The 24,995-nt window shown below is 61.1% G+C and carries 25 protein-coding genes and 2 pseudogenes; 5 read left to right on the top strand and 22 right to left on the bottom strand.

Going from position 1 to position 24,995, the window contains the following annotated elements; all coding sequences use genetic code 11:
* Positions 1-14: 14 nt before the first annotated feature.
* The 12 genes from JHW44_RS07255 to JHW44_RS07200 form a co-directional block, all read right to left on the bottom strand.
* Positions 15-1,475, bottom strand: coding sequence for an aldehyde dehydrogenase family protein (locus tag JHW44_RS07255; protein ID WP_089343595.1), 1,461 nt, complete (start codon positions 1,473-1,475; stop codon positions 15-17).
* 29 nt (positions 1,476-1,504) lie between these two features.
* Complete coding sequence (locus tag JHW44_RS07250; protein ID WP_089343596.1) at positions 1,505-1,900, bottom strand: carboxymuconolactone decarboxylase family protein; 396 nt, start codon at positions 1,898-1,900, stop codon at positions 1,505-1,507.
* A gap of 37 nt (positions 1,901-1,937) precedes the next feature.
* Positions 1,938-3,110, bottom strand: coding sequence for a CaiB/BaiF CoA transferase family protein (locus JHW44_RS07245; protein WP_089343597.1), 1,173 nt, complete (start codon positions 3,108-3,110; stop codon positions 1,938-1,940).
* Positions 3,107-3,979 (bottom strand): NAD(P)-dependent oxidoreductase, encoded by an 873-nt coding sequence (locus JHW44_RS07240; RefSeq protein WP_179217659.1) that lies wholly within the window; start codon positions 3,977-3,979, stop codon positions 3,107-3,109. The genes JHW44_RS07245 and JHW44_RS07240 overlap by 4 nt, the downstream gene beginning before the upstream one ends.
* A 10-nt stretch (positions 3,980-3,989) precedes the next feature.
* Positions 3,990-5,222: an acyl-CoA dehydrogenase family protein gene (locus JHW44_RS07235; RefSeq protein WP_089343599.1), complete on the bottom strand. Its 1,233-nt coding sequence runs from the start codon at positions 5,220-5,222 to the stop codon at positions 3,990-3,992.
* A 115-nt stretch (positions 5,223-5,337) separates the two neighbouring features.
* Positions 5,338-6,108 (bottom strand): SDR family NAD(P)-dependent oxidoreductase, encoded by a 771-nt coding sequence (locus JHW44_RS07230; RefSeq protein ID WP_089343600.1) that lies wholly within the window; start codon positions 6,106-6,108, stop codon positions 5,338-5,340.
* A gap of 23 nt (positions 6,109-6,131) precedes the next feature.
* Positions 6,132-7,322: a mandelate racemase/muconate lactonizing enzyme family protein gene (locus JHW44_RS07225; protein ID WP_089343601.1), complete on the bottom strand. Its 1,191-nt coding sequence runs from the start codon at positions 7,320-7,322 to the stop codon at positions 6,132-6,134.
* A gap of 36 nt (positions 7,323-7,358) precedes the next feature.
* On the bottom strand, positions 7,359-8,963 hold the full coding sequence (locus tag JHW44_RS07220) for a GMC family oxidoreductase (RefSeq protein ID WP_089343602.1): 1,605 nt from the start codon (positions 8,961-8,963) through the stop codon (positions 7,359-7,361).
* Positions 8,960-10,624: an ABC transporter ATP-binding protein gene (locus JHW44_RS07215; protein WP_089343603.1), complete on the bottom strand. Its 1,665-nt coding sequence runs from the start codon at positions 10,622-10,624 to the stop codon at positions 8,960-8,962. The genes JHW44_RS07220 and JHW44_RS07215 overlap by 4 nt, the downstream gene beginning before the upstream one ends.
* Positions 10,625-10,664: 40 nt before the next feature.
* On the bottom strand, positions 10,665-11,579 hold the full coding sequence (locus tag JHW44_RS07210; protein WP_089343604.1) for an ABC transporter permease: 915 nt from the start codon (positions 11,577-11,579) through the stop codon (positions 10,665-10,667).
* Between the two features lies 1 nt (position 11,580).
* Positions 11,581-12,498 (bottom strand): ABC transporter permease, encoded by a 918-nt coding sequence (locus tag JHW44_RS07205; RefSeq protein ID WP_089343605.1) that lies wholly within the window; start codon positions 12,496-12,498, stop codon positions 11,581-11,583.
* A gap of 92 nt (positions 12,499-12,590) precedes the next feature.
* Complete coding sequence (locus tag JHW44_RS07200; RefSeq protein WP_089343606.1) at positions 12,591-14,120, bottom strand: ABC transporter substrate-binding protein; 1,530 nt, start codon at positions 14,118-14,120, stop codon at positions 12,591-12,593.
* 203 nt (positions 14,121-14,323) lie between these two features.
* Here JHW44_RS07200 and JHW44_RS07195 point away from each other — a divergent pair, with 203 nt between their 5' ends.
* Both JHW44_RS07195 and JHW44_RS20515 read left to right on the top strand, forming a co-directional pair.
* Positions 14,324-15,211, top strand: coding sequence for a LysR substrate-binding domain-containing protein (locus JHW44_RS07195; RefSeq protein ID WP_089343607.1), 888 nt, complete (start codon positions 14,324-14,326; stop codon positions 15,209-15,211).
* 128 nt (positions 15,212-15,339) lie between these two features.
* A pseudogene (locus JHW44_RS20515) lies at positions 15,340-15,869 on the top strand (transposase family protein); the annotation flags it as partial.
* A gap of 41 nt (positions 15,870-15,910) precedes the next feature.
* On the opposite strand, the pseudogene JHW44_RS07190 reads toward JHW44_RS20515, so the two are convergent.
* Positions 15,911-16,783: pseudogene (locus tag JHW44_RS07190) on the bottom strand (IS3 family transposase); the annotation flags it as partial.
* 43 nt (positions 16,784-16,826) lie between these two features.
* On the opposite strand from JHW44_RS07190, the gene JHW44_RS07185 reads away from it, so the two are divergent.
* From JHW44_RS07185 to JHW44_RS07175, 3 genes are read left to right on the top strand one after another with little or no spacing between them, the layout of a single operon-like run.
* A complete protein-coding gene (locus tag JHW44_RS07185) occupies positions 16,827-17,078 on the top strand; it encodes a recombinase family protein (protein WP_089346082.1) in 252 nt (83 codons plus the stop codon).
* A 6-nt stretch (positions 17,079-17,084) separates the two neighbouring features.
* Entirely contained in the window at positions 17,085-17,297 is a 213-nt protein-coding gene (locus JHW44_RS07180) for a hypothetical protein (protein WP_245847481.1), read from the top strand.
* 48 nt (positions 17,298-17,345) lie between these two features.
* A complete protein-coding gene (locus JHW44_RS07175; RefSeq protein ID WP_245847479.1) occupies positions 17,346-17,678 on the top strand; it encodes a hypothetical protein in 333 nt (110 codons plus the stop codon).
* Between the two features lie 3 nt (positions 17,679-17,681).
* Here JHW44_RS07175 and JHW44_RS07170 read toward each other — a convergent pair whose 3' ends face one another.
* The 9 genes from JHW44_RS07170 to JHW44_RS07130 all read right to left on the bottom strand — a co-directional run bounded on the left by JHW44_RS07170 (position 17,682) and on the right by JHW44_RS07130 (position 24,990).
* A complete protein-coding gene (locus JHW44_RS07170; protein WP_089346081.1) occupies positions 17,682-18,518 on the bottom strand; it encodes a protein NO VEIN domain-containing protein in 837 nt (278 codons plus the stop codon).
* A 490-nt stretch (positions 18,519-19,008) separates the two neighbouring features.
* Complete coding sequence (locus tag JHW44_RS07165) at positions 19,009-20,100, bottom strand: transglutaminase family protein (protein WP_245847484.1); 1,092 nt, start codon at positions 20,098-20,100, stop codon at positions 19,009-19,011.
* Between the two features lie 91 nt (positions 20,101-20,191).
* On the bottom strand, positions 20,192-20,725 hold the full coding sequence (locus JHW44_RS07160; protein WP_089346080.1) for a hypothetical protein: 534 nt from the start codon (positions 20,723-20,725) through the stop codon (positions 20,192-20,194).
* Positions 20,726-20,801: 76 nt separating this feature from the next.
* Complete coding sequence (locus JHW44_RS07155) at positions 20,802-20,981, bottom strand: hypothetical protein (protein ID WP_089346079.1); 180 nt, start codon at positions 20,979-20,981, stop codon at positions 20,802-20,804.
* An 86-nt stretch (positions 20,982-21,067) separates the two neighbouring features.
* Positions 21,068-21,874 (bottom strand): transglutaminase-like domain-containing protein, encoded by an 807-nt coding sequence (locus tag JHW44_RS07150; RefSeq protein ID WP_089346078.1) that lies wholly within the window; start codon positions 21,872-21,874, stop codon positions 21,068-21,070.
* 104 nt (positions 21,875-21,978) lie between these two features.
* Complete coding sequence (locus JHW44_RS07145; RefSeq protein WP_089346077.1) at positions 21,979-22,260, bottom strand: hypothetical protein; 282 nt, start codon at positions 22,258-22,260, stop codon at positions 21,979-21,981.
* A gap of 126 nt (positions 22,261-22,386) precedes the next feature.
* The gene (locus tag JHW44_RS07140; RefSeq protein WP_143811512.1) at positions 22,387-22,623 is read right to left on the bottom strand and encodes a hypothetical protein; all 237 of its coding nucleotides are present in this window, start codon (positions 22,621-22,623) and stop codon (positions 22,387-22,389) included.
* Between the two features lie 49 nt (positions 22,624-22,672).
* Positions 22,673-23,794 (bottom strand): alanine/ornithine racemase family PLP-dependent enzyme, encoded by a 1,122-nt coding sequence (locus JHW44_RS07135; RefSeq protein ID WP_089346076.1) that lies wholly within the window; start codon positions 23,792-23,794, stop codon positions 22,673-22,675.
* Complete coding sequence (locus JHW44_RS07130; protein WP_089346075.1) at positions 23,791-24,990, bottom strand: N-acetyltransferase DgcN family protein; 1,200 nt, start codon at positions 24,988-24,990, stop codon at positions 23,791-23,793. The genes JHW44_RS07135 and JHW44_RS07130 overlap by 4 nt, the downstream gene beginning before the upstream one ends.
* Positions 24,991-24,995 lie beyond the last annotated feature (5 nt).

Here is a 24,995-nt window from a genome sequence, read left to right as displayed (position 1 = left end):
TTTCCGGATAGCGCTCAGGGTGCGGTGAAGCGACCGGCTGCGACCATCGCATCTATCGAGGGCATCACCTTGACCTCCAGATATTCCTCCAGCCCGAACTGGCCGCCTTCGCGCCCGTTGCCGGACTGCTTGTAGCCACCAAAGGGCGAACCCGCGCCGGCACCCTGCCCGTTGATCGCGACCACTCCGGCGCGCAACTGCGCCGCCACCCGACGCGCCCGCGCCGCGCTGCCGGTCTGGATATAGGCGGCCAGTCCGTAATCGCTGTCATTGGCGATACGGATGGCTTCCTCTTCGCTGTCAAAGGGGATCACCGAAAGGACAGGACCGAAGATTTCTTCCCGCGCAATGCGCATGTCGTTTCCAACATCGGCAAAAACCGTCGGCCGGGCGAACCAGCCGGTCCCCAATCCGTCAGGCCGACCCGGCCCGCCCGCCAGCAGTCGCGCGCCTTCCTGCAACCCGACATCGATCATCATCTGGACCCGGTCGTATTGCATCTTGTCGAACAGGGGGCCGATATGGGGGCCCTCTTTGGCCGGGTCATCGACAGCCTGGCTTTCGGCGGTCTCCCGCACAATCTCCAGAACCCTGTCATAGCAGCTGCGTTCGACCAGCATGCGCGTGGGCGCATTGCAGCCCTGCCCGGTGTTCAGGAAGCAGCGCCTGACCGATGCCGGAACACATGTCTCGAGATCACAATCGGCAAAGACGAGATTGGCCGATTTCCCCCCCAGTTCCAGCGCCACACGCTTGACGGTTTCGGCGCTGTCGCGCGAAACCATCGCCCCGGCGCGGGTGGACCCGGTAAAGGACATCATGGCAATATCGGGATGGCGCGACATGGCACTGCCCACATCTGCGCCATCGCCAAAGACCATGTTGAACACGCCCGGCGGATAGCCCGCCTCATGCACGCATTGCGCAAAGATCTCCGCCGACAGCGGGGTATGTTCCGAGGGTTTGAGGACGGATGTCGCCCCGACTGCCAGTGCCGGCACGACCTTCTGCGCGATCTGGTTGATCGGCCAGTTCCACGGGGTGATCAGCCCGCAGACCCCGATCGGCTCCTTGCGGATGGTATCGCCATTGGGCAGGGAGTATTCTTCTTCCAGCGCCTCAAGCGCGGCAATGAAGGCCGCCACATGGCGCGGACCGCAACCGGCCTGCGCATTGCGCGCCAAGGTAATGGGAGCGCCCATCTCCTGGCTTATGGCCTGCGCCATATCCTCGATGCGCGCCTCAAGGGCCCTTTGCAATGCGCGCAAGAGGTCCAGCCGCTCTGCCTTCGCAGTGCGCGAAAAGCCCTCGAAGGCGCGGCTTGCGGCAGCGACCGCCAGATCCACGTCCGCCGGGGAGCCAAGCGTGACCGAGCCGATCGGTGCCTCGGTCGCGGGGTTCATGATCGGCACGGTTCTGCCGCCCTGACCGGCAACCCAAACCCCGTCAATGTAATGTCTGTCAACTGTCGTCACGCTTGGCTCCTGATGCTTTGCTTTGCGGGTCACGAGTCGGCCGCATCCAGCAGCCCGCGTTCTTCCAGCACCTTGCGCGCATGGCGAAAGCACTCCAGCGACTGGGGGACACCGCAATAGATACCGATGATATGGATGATCGAGCGGATTTCTTCCTTGCTGACGCCGTTGTTGATCGCGCCGTTGCAGTGAATTTCCCATTCATGCATCTTGCCAAGAGCCGCCAGCATCACGAGGTTCAGCATCGAGCGTGTCTTGTGGTCAATGGTCTCATCGCCCCAGCCAAACCCCCAGCACCATGCGGTCATCGCCTCTTGAAATGGGCGCGAAAAATCATCCGCAGCGGCAAGGTTCCTTTCGACATATTCCGCGCCGACAACCGCCTTGCGTTGTTCCAGCCCAAGTTCGAACAATTTGTCATTCATCTGTCTGTTTCCTTCTGATCTGCGCCCAAGGGCGATGTCATGCGACCACGCCCTGTGCATAAAGCGCGTCGATCTGGTCTTTGGCGTAGCCAAGCTCGGTCAGGATCTGTCGGGTGTGCTGGCCGACCCGCGGAGACTGGGCCGCCGCATCACCGGGAACGAAAGCCGGCAATCCGGGGATATTGGGCACCGGCCATGGATCATCCGCGCCCTCCTGTTGCAGCCAAGAGAAGACGCCGACGGCCTCGGCCTGCGGATGGCGGACCAGATCCCGATAGGTCTGCACCACCTCGTTCTGCAGACCGGCCCCGCTCAGCAGATCGGACAGTTCGGCGGCCTTCCAGCCCTCGGTGATGGCGCGGACGTGATCGTTGAGGATGTCGATATCCTCCAGCCGTCCGGCAATGCTGCGGTATTTCTGGTTCTGCCAGAGTTCGTCCAGATCCAGCAGCTTGCAGAAGGTCTCGAATTCGTGATCGCGCACGATATTGATCTGGATATGGCCGTCGCTGGTCCTGAAGGTTCCCGAAGGTGCCGTCGAGGCGCGGCGCGGTCCGGTGCGATAGCCGCTGAGCAGTCTCACGGCCTGGATGCTGGCCGCGGCCTCCAGCAGGCTGACCTCGATCTTGCGCCCCTCGGCACCGTCACGACGGGCATAGAGAGCGGCGGCCAGTGCCTGCTGGGCATAGAGCCCCGTGGACATGTCGAAATAGCTCACCGGCGTATGATGGGGCGTTCCATCCATACCGGTATTTTCGGCAACGAAACCGCTGAACGCCTGCAGCATCGGATCCATTGCCGGGCGATCACGCATCGGCCCGCATTGCCCGAAGCCCGACACCGAAACATAGATCAGCCCCGGGTTCAGCGCCTGCAAACGGTCATATCCATAGCCAAGCCGCTCGGCCACGCCGGGGCGATAGCCTTCGATAAAGACATCCGCATCCGCGATCAGCCGATCGACGATCTGGCCGCTGGGTTCGCTCTTGAGGTTCACCGCCAGCGCGCGTTTGCCCATGTTGGCAACGATGGAATAGGCCGTGTGATCGCCATAGACACCACCGATCAGCCGGGCCCAGTCGCCGCCCTGAGGCTCGATCTTGATCACATCCGCACCCTGCTGGGCCATCAACATTCCGCAATAGGGGCCTGCCAGCCCCTGTGACAGATCGACGACCTTCAACCCTTCGTATGGTTTTTCGAAACTCATGGCAGCGTCCTCTTTTCAAGAACCTCGAAGACACGGGTAAAGTCCGATTGCGGCGGCAGCGCCTCTTCGACCTGCTGCCAGACTTCGGCCACCCGCGCGCCGATCAGGTTCGAGGTGCCAGCCTCTTGCACGAACTGGTTGTAAAGCCGGACATCCTTGTTCAGCAGTTCGGCAAAGAACCCGGCGTCATAGCTGCCGGTCAGGATGCGACGGGGGAACTTGTCCTCGATGGCGGTGTTATTGCCGGTCGAGACCTTCACCACGTCCAGAATGGTCTTCATGTCGACCCCATGGGCCAGCCCGAACAGCACTGCCTCGGAGGAAGCGGCCATGGCGGTCGCGGAAAGAAAGTTGTTCAGCAGCTTGACCGCCTGCCCCTGCCCCGGCTGATCACCCACGTGAAAGGCATTGGCGCAGAACAGGTCGATGATATGGCGGTGGCGGGCCATCTCGGCCTGGGGTCCGGCCCAGATGATGGTGATCGACGCCTTCAGCGCGCCCTGCCGTCCACCGCTGACCGGCGCGTCGATAAAGGTCATTCCGGCAGCGGTCAGGGTTGCCGCGGCCTCCTTGGCCGCCGCCGGGCCGATGGTCGACATATCGATGATCACCTTGCCGGCGACATCATCCATCGCGGCGATCTCGGCAGCAACGGCATTCACGATCTTGCCATCCGGCAATGACAGGAAGATCGTATCCGCGCGTGCGATGACCTCGGCCAGTTCCCCGGCCTCGATCGCTCCCTCCGGTGCGCGGCCCGGTACCCGGTCATAGCAGATCAGAGGGGTCTCTCCACGGGCGATGAAAGCGGCCATGGGCTCGCCCATCTGACCAAGTCCGACAAAGCCGATTGTGGTGGGTGCAGACATAGCGATGCTCCTATTGGGTCTTGTATTGACGCAGTTCCAGCCGCGCGATCTGATCGCGATGGACCTCATCGGGGCCATCTGCCAGGCGGATCGCGCGGGCGCGGGAATAGGCATAGGACAGCCCGAAATCATTCGAGACACCGCCCCCGCCATGCGCCTGGATGGCCCAGTCGATGACCTGACAGGCCATGTTCGGCGCAGCGACCTTGATCATGCCGATCTCCTTGCGGGCCTCGCGATTGCCGACCTTGTCCATCTTGTCGGCGGCGTTCAGCACCAGCAGCCGGGCCTGATCGATCAGGATGCGCGATTGCGCGATGCGCTCTCGCGTGACGCCCTGATCGGCCAGCGGCTTTCCGAAAGGATGGCGCTGCAAGGCGCGCTTGCACATCTTTTCCAGCGCCACTTCGGCCTGGCCGATCAGCCGCATGCAGTGGTGAATCCGCCCCGGCCCAAGCCGCCCCTGGGCAATCTCGAATCCGCGCCCCTCGCCCAGCAGGATGTTGCTGACCGGCACGCGGACATTGTCAAAGATGATCTCGCCATGGCCATGAGGCGCATCCGAGAAACCAAAGACCGGCAACATGCGCTTGATGGTGATGCCCGGCGTATCACGCGGCACCAGGATCATGGATTGCTGACGATAGACATCGGCCCCATCAGGATCGGTCTTGCCCATGAAGATGAACAGCTTGCAGCGTGAATCGCCCGAGCCCGAGGACCACCATTTGCGGCCGTTGATGACATATTCATCGCCGTCCCGAATGATCGTCGACCCGATGTTGCGCGCATCCGACGAGGCGACATCGGGCTCGGTCATGGCAAAGCAAGAGCGGATCTCGCCAGCAAGAAGCGGATCCATCCACTGCCGTTTCTGCTCTTCGGTGCCGAAACGCTCCAGCGTTTCGATATTTCCGGTATCGGGGGCCGAGCAGTTGAAAACCTCGGCCGACCACAGCGCCCGTCCCATGATTTCGCACAGGGTGGCATATTCCAGGTTGCTCAGACCGCCGCCCTTGCCGCTGTCGGGCAGGAACAGGTTCCACAGCCCCGCCGCGCGCGCCTTGGGCTTCAGCTCTTCGATGATCGGCACCGCACCCCAGTTCTCCCAGTGCTCGATACCATAGCCCATCTCTTGCAGCTGCTGCTGATAGAGATCCTGATTGGGATAGATATGTTCTTCCATGAAGGCATTCAGCCGTGCGCTGAGTTCCTTGACCTTCGGGCTTAGATCGAAATCCATTGTTTCAGCTCCATTTTCTCGACCAAAGGGCCGATTGTCAGGCAGCAGAAATCCGCGGCCTGAATCGGCCGTTACAGATTTTTGCAGCAGGGTTTGTCAGTGTCCTGGGCGCGACCTATGGGCCGACGATGGTTGTCCCGCCGTCGACCACGATGACCTCACCGGTGATGAACCTGGCCGAGGGGCCGGCCAGGAAGGCCGCGACGCCCCCGATATCCTCGGGGTTGCCAAGCCGTCTCACTGGCGTGCGGGCGATACGGTCCTCGCGCAGGCTGTCGTTTTCCCACAGGGCGCGGGCGAAATCCGTCTTGATAAGCCCCGGCATGATGCAGTTGACGGTGATGTTCTTCGGTCCCCATTCCACCGCAAGCGAGCGCGTGACGCCCACATCGGCGGTCTTGGAAATTCCATAGGCACCCAATGTGGCCGAGCCGCGCAGCCCGCCGATCGAGGATACGATGATGAAGGCGCCGCCCCCGGCCCTGGCCATATGCGGCATGGCGGCATTGGCGAACCAGATCGCGCTGTGGACATTCGAGGTCATGACCTTGTCGAAGGCCTCATCCGTCAATTCCGCAAGGGGACCGTAAACCGGGTTCACGGCAGCATTGGCAACGAAGATGTCGACCTGTCCCCATGCCTCATGGGTCCTGGCCACCAATGCCTCGCATTCCTCGCGGCGCGAGATGTTGCAGGCGATGGCCATGGCCTCACCGCCTGCGGCGCGGATGTCCCTGACGGCTTCCTCGCAGGCTTCGATCTTGCGGCTGGCGACGGCCACCCTTGCGCCCATTGCCGCAAGATGGTGGGCAATGGACAGCCCGATTCCCTTGCTGCCGCCGGTCACGATCGCGACCTTGCCGTTCAGCGAAAATGGGTTTTTCATGGTTCTTCCTCTGTCTGTATCGGTCACGCCGGGCGATCCTGCATGCGCAGTTGCAACCGCTCGCCGTTGTAAGGGTTGGCCTCGGCCACCTCTTCGTTCAGTTCGACGCCGATTCCGGGGGCCGTGGGCGGGATGATATGCCCTTCTTCCCAGCGGATCGGGGTCTTCAGGATTTCAGCCTGAAAGCCGCCCCATTGCTCGATCCCTTCCATGATCAGGAAGTTCGGGCTGCATGCCGAAAGCTGGACATTGGCGGCACCGACGATCGGCCCGCAGAACAGATGCGGGGCGATCTGGGCATGGAAAGCTTCGGCCATGGAGGCCACTTTCTTGGCCTCCAGCAGCCCGCCGACCCGGCCCAGGTTCATCTGCAGGATCGAGGCGGCATCCTGGCGCAGCAGATCGGCGAATTCGTATTTCGTCGTCAGCCGTTCACCCGTGGCCACCGGGATGCGCGTACCCGCCGCCACGCGGGCCATGCCGGCGATGTTGTCGGGCGGGGTCGGCTCTTCGAACCACAACGGATCATGAGCCTCGAGCCGTCGCGCCAGCCGGATCGCGCCCGAGGGCGACATCTCGCCATGCGTACCGATCAGGATGTCGCATGTCGTGCCCACGGCCTCTCGCACCCGCGCCGTATAGCGGTCGGCAAAATCCAGCGTTTCCATGGAAAGTTGACGCGGATCAAAGGCCGTATAGGGTCGGGCCGGATCGAATTTCAGCGCGGTAAAGCCCTGCGCCACATATTCCAGCGCCCGTTCGGCAGCCGCATCGGGATCGTTATAGACCTTTTCGTTCGATGCTGCCTCGGGGGGCGCATTCAGATAGGTGTAGCTGCGCAGCCGCTCATGCACCTGTCCGCCGAGCAATTCATAGACCGGCTTGTCCAGCGCCTTGCCGATGATATCCCAAAGCGCGATCTCGATGCCGCTGAAAATGCCCATCACGGTCGGATCCGGGCGCTGCGAGAAACCCGCAGAATAGACCAGACGAAAATGACGTTCGATCTTGAAGGGGTCGGCCCCGACAAAATGCCGTTCGAACAGGTCGTCGATCATCGCGGTCAGCGCCTTGGGATGAAAGGCGACGCCATAGATTTCGCCATAGCCGACGATGCCGCATTCGGTCGTGACCTTGACGAATACCCAATAGGGACCGCCGCGGTGGATCGATTTGTTTCCGCCCACAAAAGTCTTGATATCCTTGAGTTTCATCTTGCTGTTCGCTTCCAGGCTGCAGTTCGGGTCATGTCAGGAGATCTCCGCCAGGATCATGTCGGCAGCCTTTTCGCCGATCATGATGCAGGCCGCATTGGTATTGGCCGACACCAGCGTCGGCATGATCGAGGCATCGGCAATCCGCAGCCCGGCCAACCCGTGCAAACGCAGGCGCGGATCGACGACGGCTTCTCTGTCGGTGCCCATGCGGCAGGTTGAGCTGGGGTGAAAGATCGAGGCCCCATTGGCACGCACATAGTCCAGCATTTCCTCGTCTCGGGTCACATCCGGGCCGGGCCGGATTTCCTCGCTGATGTAATCCGCCAATGCCTCCTGCGCGGCCACCCGGCGCACCAGTTTCATGCCCGCAACCATGGTTTCGCAGTCGGTGCCGCTGTCGAGGTAATTGGGCTGGATCGAGGGTGCCACGCGGTGATCAGCCGAGGTGATGCGGACATGGCCACGGCTTTCGGGGCGCAGCTGGCACATGGTGACCGTAAAGCCAGAATGCCGATCAAGGTTGCGCCCGCGTTTCTGCGCGCTGAAGCGCATGAAATGGAACTGCACATCCGGCGAGACGACATCGGGCCGCGTGCGGGCGAATACGCCCACCTGCCCCGCGCTCAGCGACATCGGTCCGCCACGATCCTTCAACCAGCGTAGCGCGACGGCAACTTTGCCCGTCCAGTGGCGCACCTCGTCATTGACGGTGACCGGCTGGCTGCAGCGATAGGTGCTGCGGCAGGTGTAATGGTCCTGCAGATTCTCACCCACGCCCGGCAGGTCGTGCTGAACCTCGATCCCCAGATTGCGCAGCATCCCGGCCTCGCCGATGCCCGAAAGCTGCAGGATCTTGGGTGAATTGATGGCCCCCGCGCTCAAAAGCACTTCGCGCCCGGCGCGCAGCACCTTGATCCGACCCCGGTGTTCGACCTCAACGCCCGAGACCCGCCGCCCCTCGACGATCAGCCGCCGCACCATCGTATCGGTCTGGACATGCAGGTTCGGCCGTTTACGGATCGGGCGCAGATAGGCCGTGGCCGCGCTGCTGCGCCAGCCGTTGCGTGTCGTCACCTGGAAATATCCGGCGCCTTCCTGCTGCCGTCCGTTGTAATCGGGGTTGGCCGGAATTCCGGCCTGCTCTGCCGCCGCGATATAGGCATCGCACAGCGGGTTTGCGCTGGCGCGGCTGACCCCCAGTGGCCCGTCACGCCCGTGATAGTCTTCGTCGAGGCCATCGATGGTGGCCCCTTCGGCCCTGCGGAAATAGGGCAACACATCCTCGTAGCTCCAGCCGGTATTGCCAAGCTGGCGCCAGTGATCGAAATCCTCGGCCTGACCACGTGCATAGACCAGCCCGTTGATGGAACTGCAGCCGCCCAGAACCTTGCCGCGGGGCCAATCAAAACTGCGGCCCGCCGAATTCGGCACATCTTCGGTGCGATAGCCCCAGTTTATGCGGGAATCATCCATCGTCCGGTAGTATCCGATCGGGATGTGGATCCAGGGATTTCGGTCCTTTGGCCCGGCCTCCAGCAACAGCACGCGCAGCCCGGCCCTGGCCGACAGACGATTGGCCAGCACGCAGCCGGTCGAGCCGGCCCCGATGATGATGAAATCATAGTCCGGCTTGCTCATTGCCCAACGACCTCGTCCATTTGCTCAGAAAATTCCGCCATGTCGGGAATGACCCAATCCTGCCCTGGCTGCGCGGCGAGCAAGGCACGGGTATAGTCATGCTGGGGCGCCTTGAAGATCTGCCCGACACCGCCCCGTTCCACCACCTCGCCATGCTTCATCACCAGCACCTCGTCGCAGACCTGGGCGGCCACGCGCAGATCATGGGTGATGAAGATGACTGTCAGGCCCAGCCGGTCGCGAATATCATTGATCAGCTTAAGCACCTCGCGCTGGATCGAGACATCAAGCGCCGAGACCGCCTCATCCGCGATCAGAACCTTGGGGTTCACCACCAGGGCACGGGCAATGCACAGGCGCTGGCGCTGCCCGCCCGAGAACTGGCTGGGATAGCGATGCACCGAATATTTCGGCATCCGCACGATTTCCAGCAATTCGTAGACGCGCCGCCATGCCTCTTTGCGCGAGACACCGAAATTTACCGCGCCCTGTATCAGCTGGCTGCCAATCGTGCGGCGCGGATTGAGCGAGCCATAGGGATCCTGAAAGACGATCTGGATATCCTTGCGATGTGCGCGCAGTTCACCCGCGGTCTTGCTGGCGAAATCCACGCCCGAGATATTGATGCTGCCGCTGTCGGGATCCATCAGCCGCATCAGGCAGCGCACCAGCGTGGTCTTGCCCGACCCCGATTCCCCGACGATGCCCAGGGTCTCGCCCCGGCGCACCTTGAACGAGACATCGCGCACGGCGGCGACGCTGCGCCCCTTGCTGAACATCCCGCCCGCGCTGTGAAAGGTCTTTTGCAGATGATCCACCTGAATCACGACGGGATTTTCGACAGCCGCCTTGTCGGGGCTTTCCGCAGGCCGGGGCACGGCGTCGATCAGCGATCTGGTATAGGGGTGCCTGGGATGGTTCAGCACCTCGTCGGCGGTGCCCTGCTCCACGATCTGTCCCTGACGCATCACCACGACGCGATCGGCGATTTCCGCCACGACGCTGAAGTCATGGGTGATGAACATGATGCCCGCATCATGTTTGGAATTCAGCTGTTTCAACAGCCGCAGAATTTGCGCCTGGGTGGTGACATCCAGCGCGGTCGTCGGCTCGTCGGCAATCAGCAGCTTGGGATCCAGCGCAAGCGACATGGCGATCATGATCCGCTGACGCTGGCCGCCAGACAACTGATGCGGATAGGATTCGAACAACCGTTCGGGATCGGGAAGACGGACCTCCTCCAGCAGTTTCAGCGTCCGCTGGCGCCGCTCGGCCGCGCCAAGTGACCTGTGAACACGAAACACCTCTTCGATCTGGTGGCCGACGGTATATGCCGGGTTCAGGGCGGTCATTGGCTCCTGAAAGATCATCGCCATCCGGTCGCCGCGCAGCGCGTTGTGTTCGCCGGGTTCAAGCTCCAGCACATTGCGGCCGTCGAACAGGATTTCTCCGCCCGTCACCTTCAGGCTGGGCGACAGAAGCCCCATGGTCGCAAGCGAGGTGATGGACTTCCCTGATCCCGATTCACCAACCACGCAAAGGATCTCGCGCGGTCTGACGTCGAAGGTCAGGTTGTCGACAGCATTGTCACGCTCGATCCTGACCGGCAGCGCCACCGTCAGGTTGCGTATCGAAAGAATGGGTGTGGTTGTATCCGTCATGTGCGTGCCGATCTTGCGAAGGTGAATTGCCCGGACCACATCAGTTGCGATCCTCGGGAGCGGTGACATCACGCAGGCCGTCGCCGACCAGATTGATTGCCAGCACCAGGACGAACAGCGCGACCCCGGGCACGGCGATCAGCCAGCCGTCGAAGAACATCAGCCCCTTTGCGTCCGAAATCATCAGCCCCCAGCTGGGCGTCGGCGGCTGCACCCCAAGCCCCAGAAAGGACAGGGCCGCCTCCAGCAGGATCGCATGGGCCATTTCCAGCGTGGCGATCACGATGATCTGGTTCGAGATATTGGGCAGGACCTCGGTAAACAGGATGCGCGCGGTGGAACTGCCAAGCGACTGTGCCGAGGTGACGAAATCCAGACCGCGGACCTGTTGCGTGGCGCTGCGCATCACCACGGCAAAGCGGTCCCATATCAGCAGGCCGATGACCCAGATCACCACCGACAACGAAGAGCCGACAATCGTGACGACGGCCAGCGCCACCAGAACCACGGGCATCGACAGGCGCGTGGTGATGATGAAGCTGATCACCATATCGACCCTGCCACCGAAATATCCGGCGCAAACCCCAAGAACCGTTCCGATCACGCCCGAAATCAGCATGGCGGCAAAACCGATCAGCAGGGAAATCCGCGCGCCGTAGATCAGCCGCGACAGGTAGTCACGCCCCAGATGATCGGTGCCCAGCACGTGGCTCCAGCTGGTGGCGGGATTGTCGAACCAGACCGGCGGGATCAGCTTTTCCGACAGGACCTGTTCATAGGGATCATGCGGCGCAATCACGGGGGCCAGCAATGCGATCACCACGATGGCCAGGATCACCAGGCCGCCCAGGCACAATCCGCGATGCGTCATCGCGCGGCGGAACATCAGCTGGCCCGGTGACAGAACGGTCTCATGCTCGGGGGCGGTCAGGCTGTCATTGTCAAGAATGCTCATGTCATCCCATCCTTATGCGCGGGTCCAGCCAGGCGTTCAGAACGTCGGCAAGGAATGTCAGCGCGATATAGAAGAAGCTCAGCACAAGCACGATTGCCTGCATCATCGGCAGATCCGCCCGCTGGATCGATTCCCAGGCCAGGTACCCAAGGCCGTTGATCGAGAAGATGGTCTCGATCACGATCGAGCCGCCCAGCATGAAGCCGAACTGCACCGCCGCCAGAGAGACGACCGGAATGATCGCATTGCGCAAAGCGTGTTTGAAGAGAAGCGAGAACTTGCTGACACCCTTGGCACGCGCGGTGCGGATGTAATCCGAGCGCAGGACATCCAGCATCCCCGCACGGGTCAGTCGCATGACGCCGGGGGTGATGTAATAGCCAAGCGCGATCGAAGGCATGACGAAATGCGCCCAGGTGTCGGCCCCCGATACCGGCAGGATCTGCCAGTTGATGCCAAACCACAGCATCATGGTCAGCGCGAACCAGAAGCTTGGCATCGCCTGCCCCACCACGGCGGTGGTCAGGGCGATACGGTCCAGCAGACTGTTTGGCCGGATTGCCGCCAGAACACCCAGGGGAATGGACAGGGCAAGTGCAAAGATCAACGCGAACAGACCAAGCGTCATGGTGGCCGGCAATCGGGCCATGATCTCATCCGTGACGGGCTGGTTGAGGTAGTGCGAATGCCCCAGATCCCCGTGCAGCGCATTTGTCAGCCAACTGAAATACTGCACCGGGATCGGCCGGTCATAGCCATAGAACTCGCGGATGGCATCAAGATCTGCTTCGGTCGCATTCTCGCCCGCCATGGCAATCGCCGGATCGCCGGTCAGATAATTCATCGAGAACGTGATCATGGACACCGTCAACGCAACCAGAATGGCAACGGCTATCCGCTTGGAAAGGAACGCCAACATCTGTCAGCCTCGCGCGGTTTGGGAATCGTGAAGGACGAGAGGATCCCTCGGGCGCAAGCCCCCGAAAGACCCGACCCCTTGGGTCTGGAAAGTCACTTCCATCTGGCGGCATAGAGCCGGGGAATCTCGTCCGGTGTCGGGGTGAACTCCAGATCATTCGAGAAGGCATAGTATTTCGCATAGGAGAACAGCGGCAGCCAATAGATCTCGTCGGCAATGATCCCCAGAGCTTCGGCATAGGCCTCCTTGCGGACCTCGGGATCAATGGAAGTGTCACCGCGTTGCAGGGCCTCGGCCGTGCGCGGGTCCTTTGCCGGATCATCCGGCCCGCCCTTGAAGAAATGGCTGGTGATCGCCGCGACATCGTAAATCGAACTGGAACCCCAGGTCATGAAATTGACCGGCGTCTTGCCGTCCTGGACCTTTTCCAGCAGCGAACTGTATTGAAGCCAGTTCAGATTGGCCTTGATGCCGACGGCAGACAGATCGCCGATGATGGCTTCCGCGATTTCACGCTGACGATAGCCATATAGATCGAACTCGAAACCATCAGGATAGCCGGCCTCGGCCAGAAGTTCCTTCGCCTTCTCGGGGTTATAGTCGTAATGCACGACATCCTGCGTGCAGCCGAACTGATCGGGATGGCAGGCCGAGTCGATTGCTTCGGACGCGGCACCAACCAGTTCCACCGCGATGGAATCCCTGTCGATGGCATGGGCCACAGCCTCGCGCACCTTCTGATCCGTGAAGAATGTCTGCCCCGAGCTTCCGTCGACATCAAAGGCCAGATAGGCGATGCGCAGCGTCTTTTCATTGACCACCGTGACCTGGCCGCTTTGTTCCAGCCGGTCGGCCTGTTCCTTGGGCACATCCCATGCCCAGTCCAGCCCCCCGGTCATCAGTTCGGCAAGCTGGGTGTTGGATTCCTTGATGGCACGGAAATTGATATGGCCAATTTCAGGCGTGCCCTTGGGGCCACCGGAAAAATAGTCGTCGTTCTTGTCCCACAGGATGTAGTCGCCGGTCTTGATGTCCGCGACCTTGTAGGGGCCTGTCCCTGTCGGGGTCAGCGCCGAAAGATCGCGCGTTCCATCCGCACCGACCGGAGCGTTGTCATAGAACCCCTCGGGCATGATCATGATTTCATTCGCCAGATAGGCAAAAGCATTGGCAAAGGGTTCGCGCAGTTCCAGCCGCACCTTGTATTGGCCCAGCTTGGTCGCGCCCTTCATCCAGTTCACGACGGACTGGGCAGGAACTCCGTTGGATGGATCTGCCAGGAAGTTGATCGTATAGACCACATCGTCAGCATCAAATTTGCTGCCATCATGGAACACGACGTCGTCGCGCAGATCGAAATCCACGACGGTATTGCTTTGCCATTCCCAGCTCTTGGCCAGCAGGGGATCGAATTCACCGGTCTCATTGTTGAACAGGACCAGGCCATCCCAACCCATCTGCCCCATGATGACAAGCTCTCGGGTGACGCTGAAATAGGGGTCGACAACGGCAACCTCCTTGTCCGTCGCCCAGTTCAGCGTGTCATCCGCCTTGCCCGCCACTGCGGGCAGGGCCGTCGTCAACACAAGCGCAGCCCAAAGGGCCGTGGAGCCGAATTTCATCTGATATCTCCTCCCAGGTATTCTTTCCAGGTTCCCCTCGACTGCTTGCGACCGCCTCCTCGCGATCGGTCAGATCGGGTCATCAACCGCATGTGATCTCAGCCCGGAAAACCTATTTGTCTGGAGTTTCACCCCAGCATCGGCATAATGCAAATTCAATAATTTCATTCCCCCATCACAAAACTTTATGGGAGATTCTGCCCGTGCTGCGTTTCAACCTGAGACAGATCGAAGCTTTCCGCGCGGTGATTCAGACCGGCAACATGACCCTGGCCGGAGAGTTGCTGGGCGTCACCCAGCCGGCCATCAGCCGTCTCATCCGCGATCTCGAAGAGGAATATTCGCTGCAGCTTTTCGTCAGGCAGGCCGGACGCATCGAACCCACCAAGGACGCGATTGCCCTGCATGCCGAGGTCGAAAGATGCTATGGTGAACTGGAGCAGATGGTCAAATTCGCCACCGATCTGGGGTCATTTCGACGCCGCCGGCTGCGCATCGCCGCGATCGTGGGCCATTCCTATTTCTTCCTGCCCGAGGTGATCAAGAGCTTCCATGCCCGCTGTCCCGATGTCGTCATCAATCTGCGCAGCGGGTCCTCTTCCGAGGTCGTCGAACATATCGAAAGAGGCCGAAGCGATATCGGGCTGGCCTTGCTGCCCCCGGAGGTGCACGGGGTGGTCATCCGCGAAATGCCCGAGACAAACCTTGTCTGCGTCATGCCCAAGGCCCATCCCCTGGAAAAATGCGAAAAGGTCACGCCACAGGATCTCGACGGTATTCCGCTGCTGCTGATTTCCGAGAACAGCCTCATGCGCAAGCGCCTGCTGCAGGCCTTCAAGGAGGCAGAGGTGCAACCCAATGTCATCATGGAATCGACCTATACCGGCCCGATCTGCAGCCTGGTCGCCAGCGGGATGGGCGTTTCGGTCATGGATTTCCTGACCGCCGACGCCTATTCGGATCTGGACATTGAAATCCGCCCCTTCAGCCCCAGCATTCCTTGCGAACTGAAGCTGGTTCTGCCCGGATCACAAGTGGAATCTCAGCCCGCAAGGATCTTTATCGAGATGTTGAGGGAACATGTGCGCTAGTCGAAAGGAGCTTTGATGATGTAACCGCCCTCCGACGGCATCGATGTGCCAAGGTGGGTCTGACGCGGATTTGGTGCAGTTCCGGTATGCTGACGCTATATTTCGACAATCTTGGGAAAAGGTTGTGGATGATGTCATGGTTTTCTCGAGGGGATTTTCGGCCCGCAGGACTCAGTGCCGAACAGGTTGAACTGATTGGGAACACAATCCGGGTCCACGCCCGTTCCGCTAAAACCGCGGCGACCTGTCCGCGCTGTGATACGGTTTCACGCCATATACATAGCCGATATCGGCGTCAGCCTGCCGACCTTCCGGCGTATGGCCGGGCGGTGGAACTGGTCTTGTTGGTCCGATGATTTCGATGCCGTGCCCTGCCAGGATATTCGCCGAGCGGTTTCCGCCTGCCGTAACCCGGTCACATGCGCGGCGCACGCCACGCCTGCAAGGGCTGGTCCGTCATTTGGGCCTTGCTCTCGGCGGCCGCCCCGCCCAAGCGCTTGCCGGACGGCCCCTTCTGCAGTTCAGCAAGGACACATTCCTGCGGAGCGTTCGAGACACGACCGTGGCAGCGACCCGCGAACTCCGCGTCATCGGCATGGACGACCGGGCATGGCGCAAGGGGCAGAGATACGGCACGTTGATCTGCGATCTGGAGCGGCATTGGACCTGCACCGTTTTCGTTCCGGTGTGTAGCTCATGTTAGGCGGCGATCTTTTCGCAAGCCACGGGTGATTTCCAGCCGATGGCCGAATGCCGTCGGCGTGGGTTGTAGAAGCCGTTGATTTATTCGAAGGCGGCCAGTTCGACCTTTCTGCGGGTCTGCCAGGTCCGGCGCCAGATCAATTCGGCCTTCAGCGACTTGAAGAAGCTCTCGACGGCCGAATTTTCATGGCAATTTCCCTTTCCGCTCATCGACGGCACCAAGTGGTGCTTGCGCAGATGCTTTTGATACTCGTGGGCACAGTATCGGCCGCCGCGATCAGTGTGGTGGATGCAGCCCGGGGGCGGCTTTCGCAGGGCAATCGCCATGTCCAAAGCGCGCAAGGCCAGATCCTGTTTCATGCGGTTGCTCACGGCCCATCCGATCACCCGTCGCGAATAGAGGTCGATGATCACGGCAAGACAGGCCCATCCCTCGCGGGTCCAAAGATAGGTGATCTCTCCCGCCCACTTCTGGTTCGGGGCGCTTGCGGTGAAATCCTGACGCAACAGGTTGGGCGCGATATTGAAGGTGTGATTGCTGTCGGTCGTGCGCTTGAACCTGCGGCTGCGCAGCACCAGGATGCCGTTATCACGCATGATCCGCGCCACAGGGCGTTGCCCGACATGGATGCCAAGTTCATCGAGTTCCTGCGTCATGCGCGGACGACCGTAGCTACCCAGGCTCAAGCAATGCTGCTCTCGAACATGCGCCAAGAGCACCATATCCCGACGTTGGCGGCGTGACGGCGGCCTGTGCCGTCAGGCCCGAAGACCACGATCCGTCACCTGCATCAGGCGACACAAATGGCTGCGTGGCAAATCCCCGCGGTAATGCGCAATGAACTGAAATCTCATTGCTTTTGACCCGCGAAGAAGATTGCCGCCTTCCTGAGAAACACCTGCTGTCCCGGGGATGGGCGGCTACGTGCCGCTCGGCTACGACGTGGTCGACCGCAAGCTGATCGTGAACGAGGCCGAGGCGGCGCAGATTCGCACCATGTTCGAGCTCTTCGCGCGGTCGGATTCCACCGCCGCCGTGATCCGGGAGCTGAACGCCCGCGGCACCCGGTCAAAGCGCAGCCGGCCCATCGATCACGGGGCGCTCTACAAGCTGCTCCACGACCGCATCTACCGCGGCGAGATCACCCACAAGGGCGAGACCTAACCCGGCATGCACGAGCCCATCGTCGATGCGGACCTGTGGGACGCCGCGCATGCCGTGTTGGCCGGCAATCGGAACCAGCGCGCCGGACGCTCCCGGAGCACCGAGCCGGCGCTGCTGCGCGGGCTGATCTTCACCGAGACCGGCGCCGCGATGACCCCGCACCACACGAGGAAGGACAACAAGCGGTACTGCTACTACGTGTCGATGGACGTGATCTAGGAGCGGCCGACGGCCGAGCTGCGCGGCCCCCAACGGCTCCCCGCAGCCATGGTCGAGGAAGCGGTCATCGGGGAAATCCGGCGGCTGCTGCGCATGCCGGAGATCATCGCGCGCACCGCCCGCAAGCTGAAAAACGAGCGGCCCGACCTCAATGAAGGCACCGTGACCGCGGCACTCACGCAGTTCGACGATCTCTGGAAGGCGCTGATCTCGGCCGAGCAGGCCCGCGTCGTCCAGCTGCTCGTGGGGCGCGTAACGGTGGGCGAAGACGGGCTCGAGCGCCTGGTCGTGCGCCGCGCGCCCTGCGCGATCAGCCTCTACGACCTTTGCTTCGTCGCTTCGCTGCCGTGGGAGGAACAGGTGGTGAAGGTATTTGAGTGATCCTCAATGAAAGCTCGCCTGAAACGTCGTCGGTATCAGCGAGACGTGGGCGTCGAGCGGCGGGCGTAGTTCGAAGGCTTTGGGCTCGCGGGAAAACCGGTAGAGCCGGAACAGGCACCATTCCTTGCGCAGCTCCTCGGCCACGGCCAGTTCGTTGCGGCTGATGTGGAACGGCGTGCGCTCCCAGCCGTTCGTCGTCTTCACCTCGATCAGTCGCGGCCGGCCATCGGGCGCATAGCTGGCGATGTCATAGCCCGCACCGTCGCCATCCTCTTCCGACACCCACCGCACCTTGCGCGCCAGGTCATCGCGCCCCGCGGCTTTCAGCGTGGCGTGCTCATGTGCCAGCACGCGCTCTTCGCCGGCACGGCCGAGAGCGCGGTTGCGCTCGTCCCGACCGGCAACGTCGAACTTCCTGGCGATGTGCAGCATCTGGTCCAGCTCCTGCGGCGGAGGCTGGTTGGAGAGCGTCGGCGGAGGACCAATCCAGATCTGCGCGGCCTCGCGCAGGCCGTCCGCAGAGCGCGCGCCAGGCAACCGGCCCAGCCAATCCGGATGTAGCGCCAGCCACCGCGCTACGGCGTCGATCAGGGATGTCTGGAAATTGAAGGCGGGTTTGTAGCCGGCGATCCAGTCCTCGCCGAGCCCCTTGAGCACCGCGCTGATGTTCTGGTGCTTGAACTCGATCGATCCCTCCGAGCGGTCGTTCAGCAGCGGTAGGAGTGCCCTTCGATGCTCGGCCTTGTTGTAGGGTCGCCCGGCCAGATCATCGGCAAGCATCGCGAAGTAATCCGCGACGATCAGATCGTTTTCTTCATCGGTCCAGGGCACTTTCGACATCGCGGCCAGGCTAAAGGCGGAATGCGCATTTGTCATCAATGGTTTCGCCAAACCCGCTGCCGATGGAAACGCTCCGCTACGCGCTCGCCCGTTCCAGTTCTACGGCCTGCGCCTCCTGCCTGTTCGGTCTCTGTTTCGGTCGATAGCGATGAAAACAGGGCACAACGTTTTGGCGGTGTTTCGGATTAGTACATTGTAAAGGCAAGGAATTTTTCGACCTAACCGGAATCGGCGCGGTTCGCCCGACCAGAGACGGGATGCCATTCAGAGACGGAAATCGCTGCATACCCGCGTCTCAGCGGTTCGCACCCACCCGGAAACCCCTTTGAAAACAGGAGAAATTTCGCCTCGGGCGGGCGGCCTGAACTGGTTCGCAATGGTGATGATGGCGGAGGGGACGGGACCGGGATCGAACGTTCTCTAGAAGCTAAGCCGTTGATATTAATTTTCTTTAGACTAGGCTCTGCAAGCCACCCCTTGCTTAACCTCTTCAGGCAAGCGCGATGTCCGCCCTTCCGCTTTGGGCTGGAAACGAGTCGTTTGGGGACGAAGCATTCTTCACCCTCACCACGACTTCCATCGAAAGAAGATCGGAAGTCGAACCAAGGAACGTGCCAGCCACCGGGGTGACCTGCGCGATGTTCCGGGCAACGGCAAGCGGCACCAGGTTTCCGGACCCGACGCTCCGGTTCGTTGGATCGAAGGCAATCCAACCGGCGCCGGGGATGAATATCTCGACCCAGGCATGTGTAGATCCTGAACCCGCCGACCCAACGAGGCTTGTTTCGGGGTCGGAGAGATAGCCCGAGACGATGCGGGCCCCCAGGCCAAGACGGCGGGCTGCCTCTGCAAGCAGGACCGCGAAATCGCGGCACGAGCCCCATCCCCTTTCGAGAGTCTCGTTGGGCGACTGGGTGCCTTCGTCATCTCGGCTCTGATAGGAAATCTGTATGAACACGCCATTGCTGATGTCCTTCAGCAAAGACAGCGTGTCGGTCGGACGCGCCATGACAAAGCCGTCGATCCATCTGGCAAGGCGGCCATCGACATCGCCGTATTGTGGCACCGTCAACGCACCAAGGTCCGTCCATTCGTCGGCGGCGTAGACAAAGGGGTACTGGATGGCCGAGGTCGCGATGGCAAAGACCGGCCAGGCTGGCGCGGTCAGTTCCACGCTGGCGCGGCTTTCGATCACCAGATGATCTGTCGGACCGTCAAAGATGGCCGTGGCGATGGCGTTGCCAGCCACATCATGCGCCCAGGTAACGGCTGCCGTCGGCGTAATGGACAGATCGTGCGAGAACAGTCGCAGTTCCCGCGTTTCGCGCGGACGCAGCATTAGCCTGTGCGGTCCGAGAGAGACCGCATGACGGTATTGGTAGGTCGTGGTATGAACGATGTCGAGGCAGGCCAAAATGGGGGTCCAGTGTGGTTCGAGGAAGACGGCACGCGCGTCGATGTGGATCAGCGACGGCGTGATGCGCCCGGACTGACGGGCACGGCGTTTTGCCAGGCGTTCAACCCTTTGCAGCGCCGACAGATCCGCTCTCCGAACCCTTCGCTCCAGAAAAGGGTTTCGCACCGCAGGCAATGGCGTTCCTGCGGAACGTCGCGCCGGGCCCGAACGGTCACAATGTATGGCCGTTCGGCTTTGGCCATGGCCTCGTCCGACATCAAATCTGTCCCGCGACTTGACGGCCTAGCGATCGCGACAGTGTTTCCGATATTGAAGGCATGCCTTCGTTTTCGGCGGCCTGGATTGACACATCGCCCCGGTTCCTTTGGGTGGTCGTCGTCGACGCCGGCACATTCAGATCGGGATCGGGCCTCCCGCGGCCTGAATAGAGATGCCGCAGATATGCTTCGGAGACGCCATCGGCCTCCATCACGAGGCGCACCATCGGGTCAGCCAGCATTTCCTCGAGAAAAAGGTCGGACACCGCCTTGCCCGTCAGCTTGTCCCTCGCACGTGCGTGGTCGAGTTCGGCAAGGGAAACGGTCAGAGTCCGCTCAAGTCCGGGATGCGATATCCGGGGGTGAAGCTTCACAAGGACGGAGGCCTTCCACGCTTCGGGATCCTCTTGATCCGGGGGTGAAACCAACTCCGTTTCGATCTCATACTCTCCCGCCGGGAGCGTTTCGGCAAAGCCCAGAACGGTGAACGGTCGGGAAAAGACCGCAACGGACTTGCTCGTCAGATCTTCCATTGGCTTGATCCTCTCCCTTGGTGCTGTGGGGTAATCCGCGCGCCCCCGGTGATGGGGCGCGTGGGTTGTGCGCGTCTCAGGAAGTGCCGGACTTCGCGGGCGTTGCCTTGGCGTCGGCCTTGGTCTCGGTCTTTTCGGCGGGGGTCTTCGCGGTCTCTGCGGGCGTCGGCTTCATTGCGGCCGCAGCCCTGGCTGTGAGGTCCTTGAAGGACATGTCATCAATCCCTTGATTGGTCGGTGCCAACTCCTCGTCCATGTCGGACCGGGATGATTGGCAGCGGTGTCATACATATGGGGGTTGGCGCGCCGAATTGCGATGGCGCGCCGAAAAGGAAATGGCCGTCAGGCCAATTCGTCCGTCCAGACCTTGAATTCGGTCAGGGTGTTTTGCCCGAATGTCTGGGTCAGGGGCACGTCGGCGGCATCGCGGCCGCGCGCGTTCAGGATTCTTGCGATCCGCGGCTTGTTGTTGCGCGGATCGAACATGTGCCATTCGCCCCCGAGGAATACCTCCATCCACGCCGCGAAATCCCCCGGCGGGTGAGGCAGCGGGTCACCGATATCGCTCAGGTAGCCGGTGCAGTAGCGGGCCGGAATGTTCATGCAGCGGCACAGGGCAACGGCGAGATGGGTGAAGTCGCGACAGACCCCCTGCCCCTCGGCCATGGTCTGCGACGCGGTGCGCGTCGCCTTCGCCTGCATGTAGTCGAAGCGGACATGTCCATGCACGAAGTCGCAGATCGCCTGGACGCGCGACCACCCGGGTTCGGTGGCCTCGAACAGGCTCCATGCTTCCTCGGACAAAAGGTCGGTATCGCAATACCGACTGCCTTGCAGGAACACGAGCGTATCGAAAGGCAGATCCTGGACCGCGTGCTGCCAGGCGCCCGGAGAGGCGGCGTCAGGCAGGCCGCTGTCGCGGCAGATGCCATCCGTTGTCAGGCAGAACTCGCCCGCCGGCGCCAGAAGGCGCGTGCACCAGTTGCCGAAACCGTCGCGGTAGCTTTCCAGCGGCACGCTGGGCGAGGTGACGAGGTGATCGGCGCGTTCGAGATCGCCGAAACGCGAATAGTGGACGTTCAGCAGCGCGATCAGCGGCGTCGGCTGCGGGAAGCTGTATCGCAGGCGACACCCGATGCTGACGCGCATGCCAGACGCGCGGCTGCGCTTTGCCATGTCACGATCACCGTCCAAGACTGCACGCCCCGATGGAGAGCCGGAAGTCCCAATAGACTGCGGCCATTTTCAGGATTCTAGAAATCGTCAAGTTCTGGAACCTTCCCAAGCCTTACGAGGAAGCTCGGTTCGCCAATTTCTCCACTGGCCGGATCTTCAGTCACCATGTAGGCGTCCGCGCCCGCGCAACCCTCTGATTGAGACTCTCGTTCGGCTCTGTTTTGTGCTTCAGAAGCTGTGGTATATTCGAGCTGCCTGGCAATTTTCAGGCCAGTCTGCCCGTTGCGCCCAGCCTTCGCTTCAACATAAGTCTGGCATATATAGTGGTTTTTTTCTGGGGATCGCTCTGCGTTTGTCATGGATGGTTCCTTGTGATCGGCAGGGACGATTGGAAGTTCTGGGAGCAGCCCTGGCCGATTCCCGCCAAATTGAAGTGGCCATTGCCCGGCGGTGCACATCACGCAAACAGAGCCGCCGAAGTTTGACTACCGGGTGGAAGCGGCTTTCGAGCGACGCGATTTAGACGCTGCTGAATCTTTTGATACAGGTGGCGTGTGTGCTTCTCTTTCAAGGCGAGCATTGCGCAGTCGGGAATTCTTGGCTTGTCGTTGTTCCGCTTCTTCATCGACCATTTGCCTGACGACACGCGTCGTCTTATCCATCGGGGTTTCCGGTTTCGAGTCATACACCTTGAACAGATTGCTTTTTGTGAGTTTCGTCAATTTTCAGTTTCCATTATTGTTTCAGGCCGGCCGGGCCAAGCGAGGTCTTTCAAACCAGCGCCAAGTGTCCGACCTTGCCTTGGGTATGTTGTGCTGGTGGTGTGGGTGGGTCGCCCACAAGTGCCACTTCGATGTCTGGTGCGGCCATGGCATGCATCAGCGCATTGTAATTCATCTGGAATCTTACCTCGGAACCCAGCGTCGGTGGGGTGCCGGGCGTTCCAATGACAAGATGATCGCTGGTCGCACCGATCAATGTGCTTCCAAAAGGCATTGCAAGCCCCAGAATGTCGGTGTCCTGATGTCCCATAGCGACAATAGAGCGCTTGGAAACACCACTGGCTTGCGCGATGCGACGTCTTGCCAAAGTTGGATTGACCAGAGCGGTAGCGGAAGGCGTGGATTTTGCGCCCGTTTCGATAACTTCGGCAACAAGCGTGAAGGCGTCTGTGTGCATCCCTTCGATCCGGTCCCCGGACACCGGCTCGATACCCAGAAGGATCGCCTCACCCAAACGGAGGTCGTTGACGCGACCCGTCGCGTGTCCGCCAAGTGCCCAGGGCAAATTAGCTGAGCTGCCACCGGATACCACATTGAGGATTGGGCCGCATCTATGCTCGATCTCATTCGCGAGGTCACAAAAATTGGACATTTGCAACGTAGTCGGGGCAAGCCCGCTCAGACAGGCAAAGTTTGCGCCGATCCCTTTTAACGCAACCCCAGGCATATGCATGACCTGCTGCACAATACCTGCCAAGTTCTCGGGCAGTATTCCGTCCCGTTGATCGCCCATCTCGACCATTAGGACGATACCGTGGACTGCACCATTGCGGATCGCGGCAGATGCCAGTGCCGAAATGACCAAAGTCTCTGTGTTGTAGCTCACTTCGCATGACTGAACCACTTGATCGGCCTGGCTCAACATCGGGGTGCGGATCAGGGTGATGGGGTCTGTCAGCCCTGCTGCACGCAGCCTTTGCACGTTTGTGATACGCGCATCGGCAAGCCCCACAGCGCCACCCTCAAGCATCGCCCTGGCGACGGCAGGATGTCCGCAGACCGCCTTGGTCACGCCCGTGACGCTGATCCCGCGTGGGCCCAGGCGACTGACAAGGGTCTGCGTGTTGCGGCGTATCTTGGCCAGGTCCACTTCGATGCGCGGGCAACTCATATCGCGGCCACGGGCGCCCCTTGCATCAACCTCGGATATGCAGCGACCACCATCGCAAGCAGATGTGCATCGGGTCTGGCCAGTGCATCAGTGACTGGTAGCCCGAGTTTGTGGGATTGGGCCGCGATGGTCTGGGTGATTTCGGCCTCGGACATCCCTTCGTGGTTGAGCGTGACACCGATGACCTTTGTATCGGCAAAGGCTTCGATCAAGGCGATCTCACTGGCGGCAGAAGGCATCGGCATATTGGGAAAGTCGCAGCGATGCGCGCGCTTGGGCGCGTGCTGAAGGATGACAGCATCCGGCTGGCTTCCTCGCAGAATAAAGGCAGATGTGCAAAACGCGGGATGGCTGAGCGCGCCCTGGCCTTCGATCAGAATAACATCGGGGTGTTCGGTTTCAGACGCCTCAACAATCGCGCCTTCAAGCTCGCCACAGCAGAACTGGGGCGGCACGGCATCCATCGCGATACCGTATTTTGCGCCCTGCATCAGGCCGGTCTGGCCCGTCCCGACAAGCACTGTCTTGATGCCCCTCGCATTCAGTGCGCGCGCCAGAACGGTCGCCGTTGTCCGCTTGCCGATCGCGCAATCAGTACCAAGAACGGCAATCCTCAGCGCTTTTATACCAGCGACACTGCCATCGAACAGGCGCATGTCCTTGCTGGGTTTCGGCTTTCGGATGTCGCGGATCGTGACATTCCGCATCGATGCAGCGTCGGCTATTTCGCTGTCATCGCTCAGGTATTCATGCAGCCCGCTCACGATGTTCATGCCAAGCTCAATCGCGCGCAGAACGGCGCCTCGGTCCGCACTCGAGAGACGACCTGTTGAAGGGGCCATCCCATAGATCAACGTATCGGGAGGGGCGGTTTCATGGGCAACTGCGGCGTCCAGATGGCCAAAGATTGGTATGTTGTTGCCAACGTCGTCCAGAACGGATCCGCTGTCTTGTCCGCTACAGGTGCTGTCGATGACGGAAAGGATGCGATACGCTTGAGAATGGCGCACAAGGCCATTTGCCGTCTTGCCATCGATTTGCGCGAAATTCCCTTCGCAATAGACGACTGCCGTCGGTGTGCCTGTGATCCGCCCGCCTGACGTCAAGCCTGCAGGTTTGATCTGTTTCACTGGAGGCGCTTGCGCGCCCCTGACGGGACGGCGGATGGTGTCGACAGTTTCAAACTTGGTTTCCATTTTGG

This window comes from Paracoccus seriniphilus, assembly GCF_028553745.1.
GTDB classification, from domain to species: Bacteria; Pseudomonadota; Alphaproteobacteria; order Rhodobacterales; family Rhodobacteraceae; genus Paracoccus; species Paracoccus seriniphilus.
This window is presented reverse-complemented; position numbering and strand designations above follow the sequence as displayed.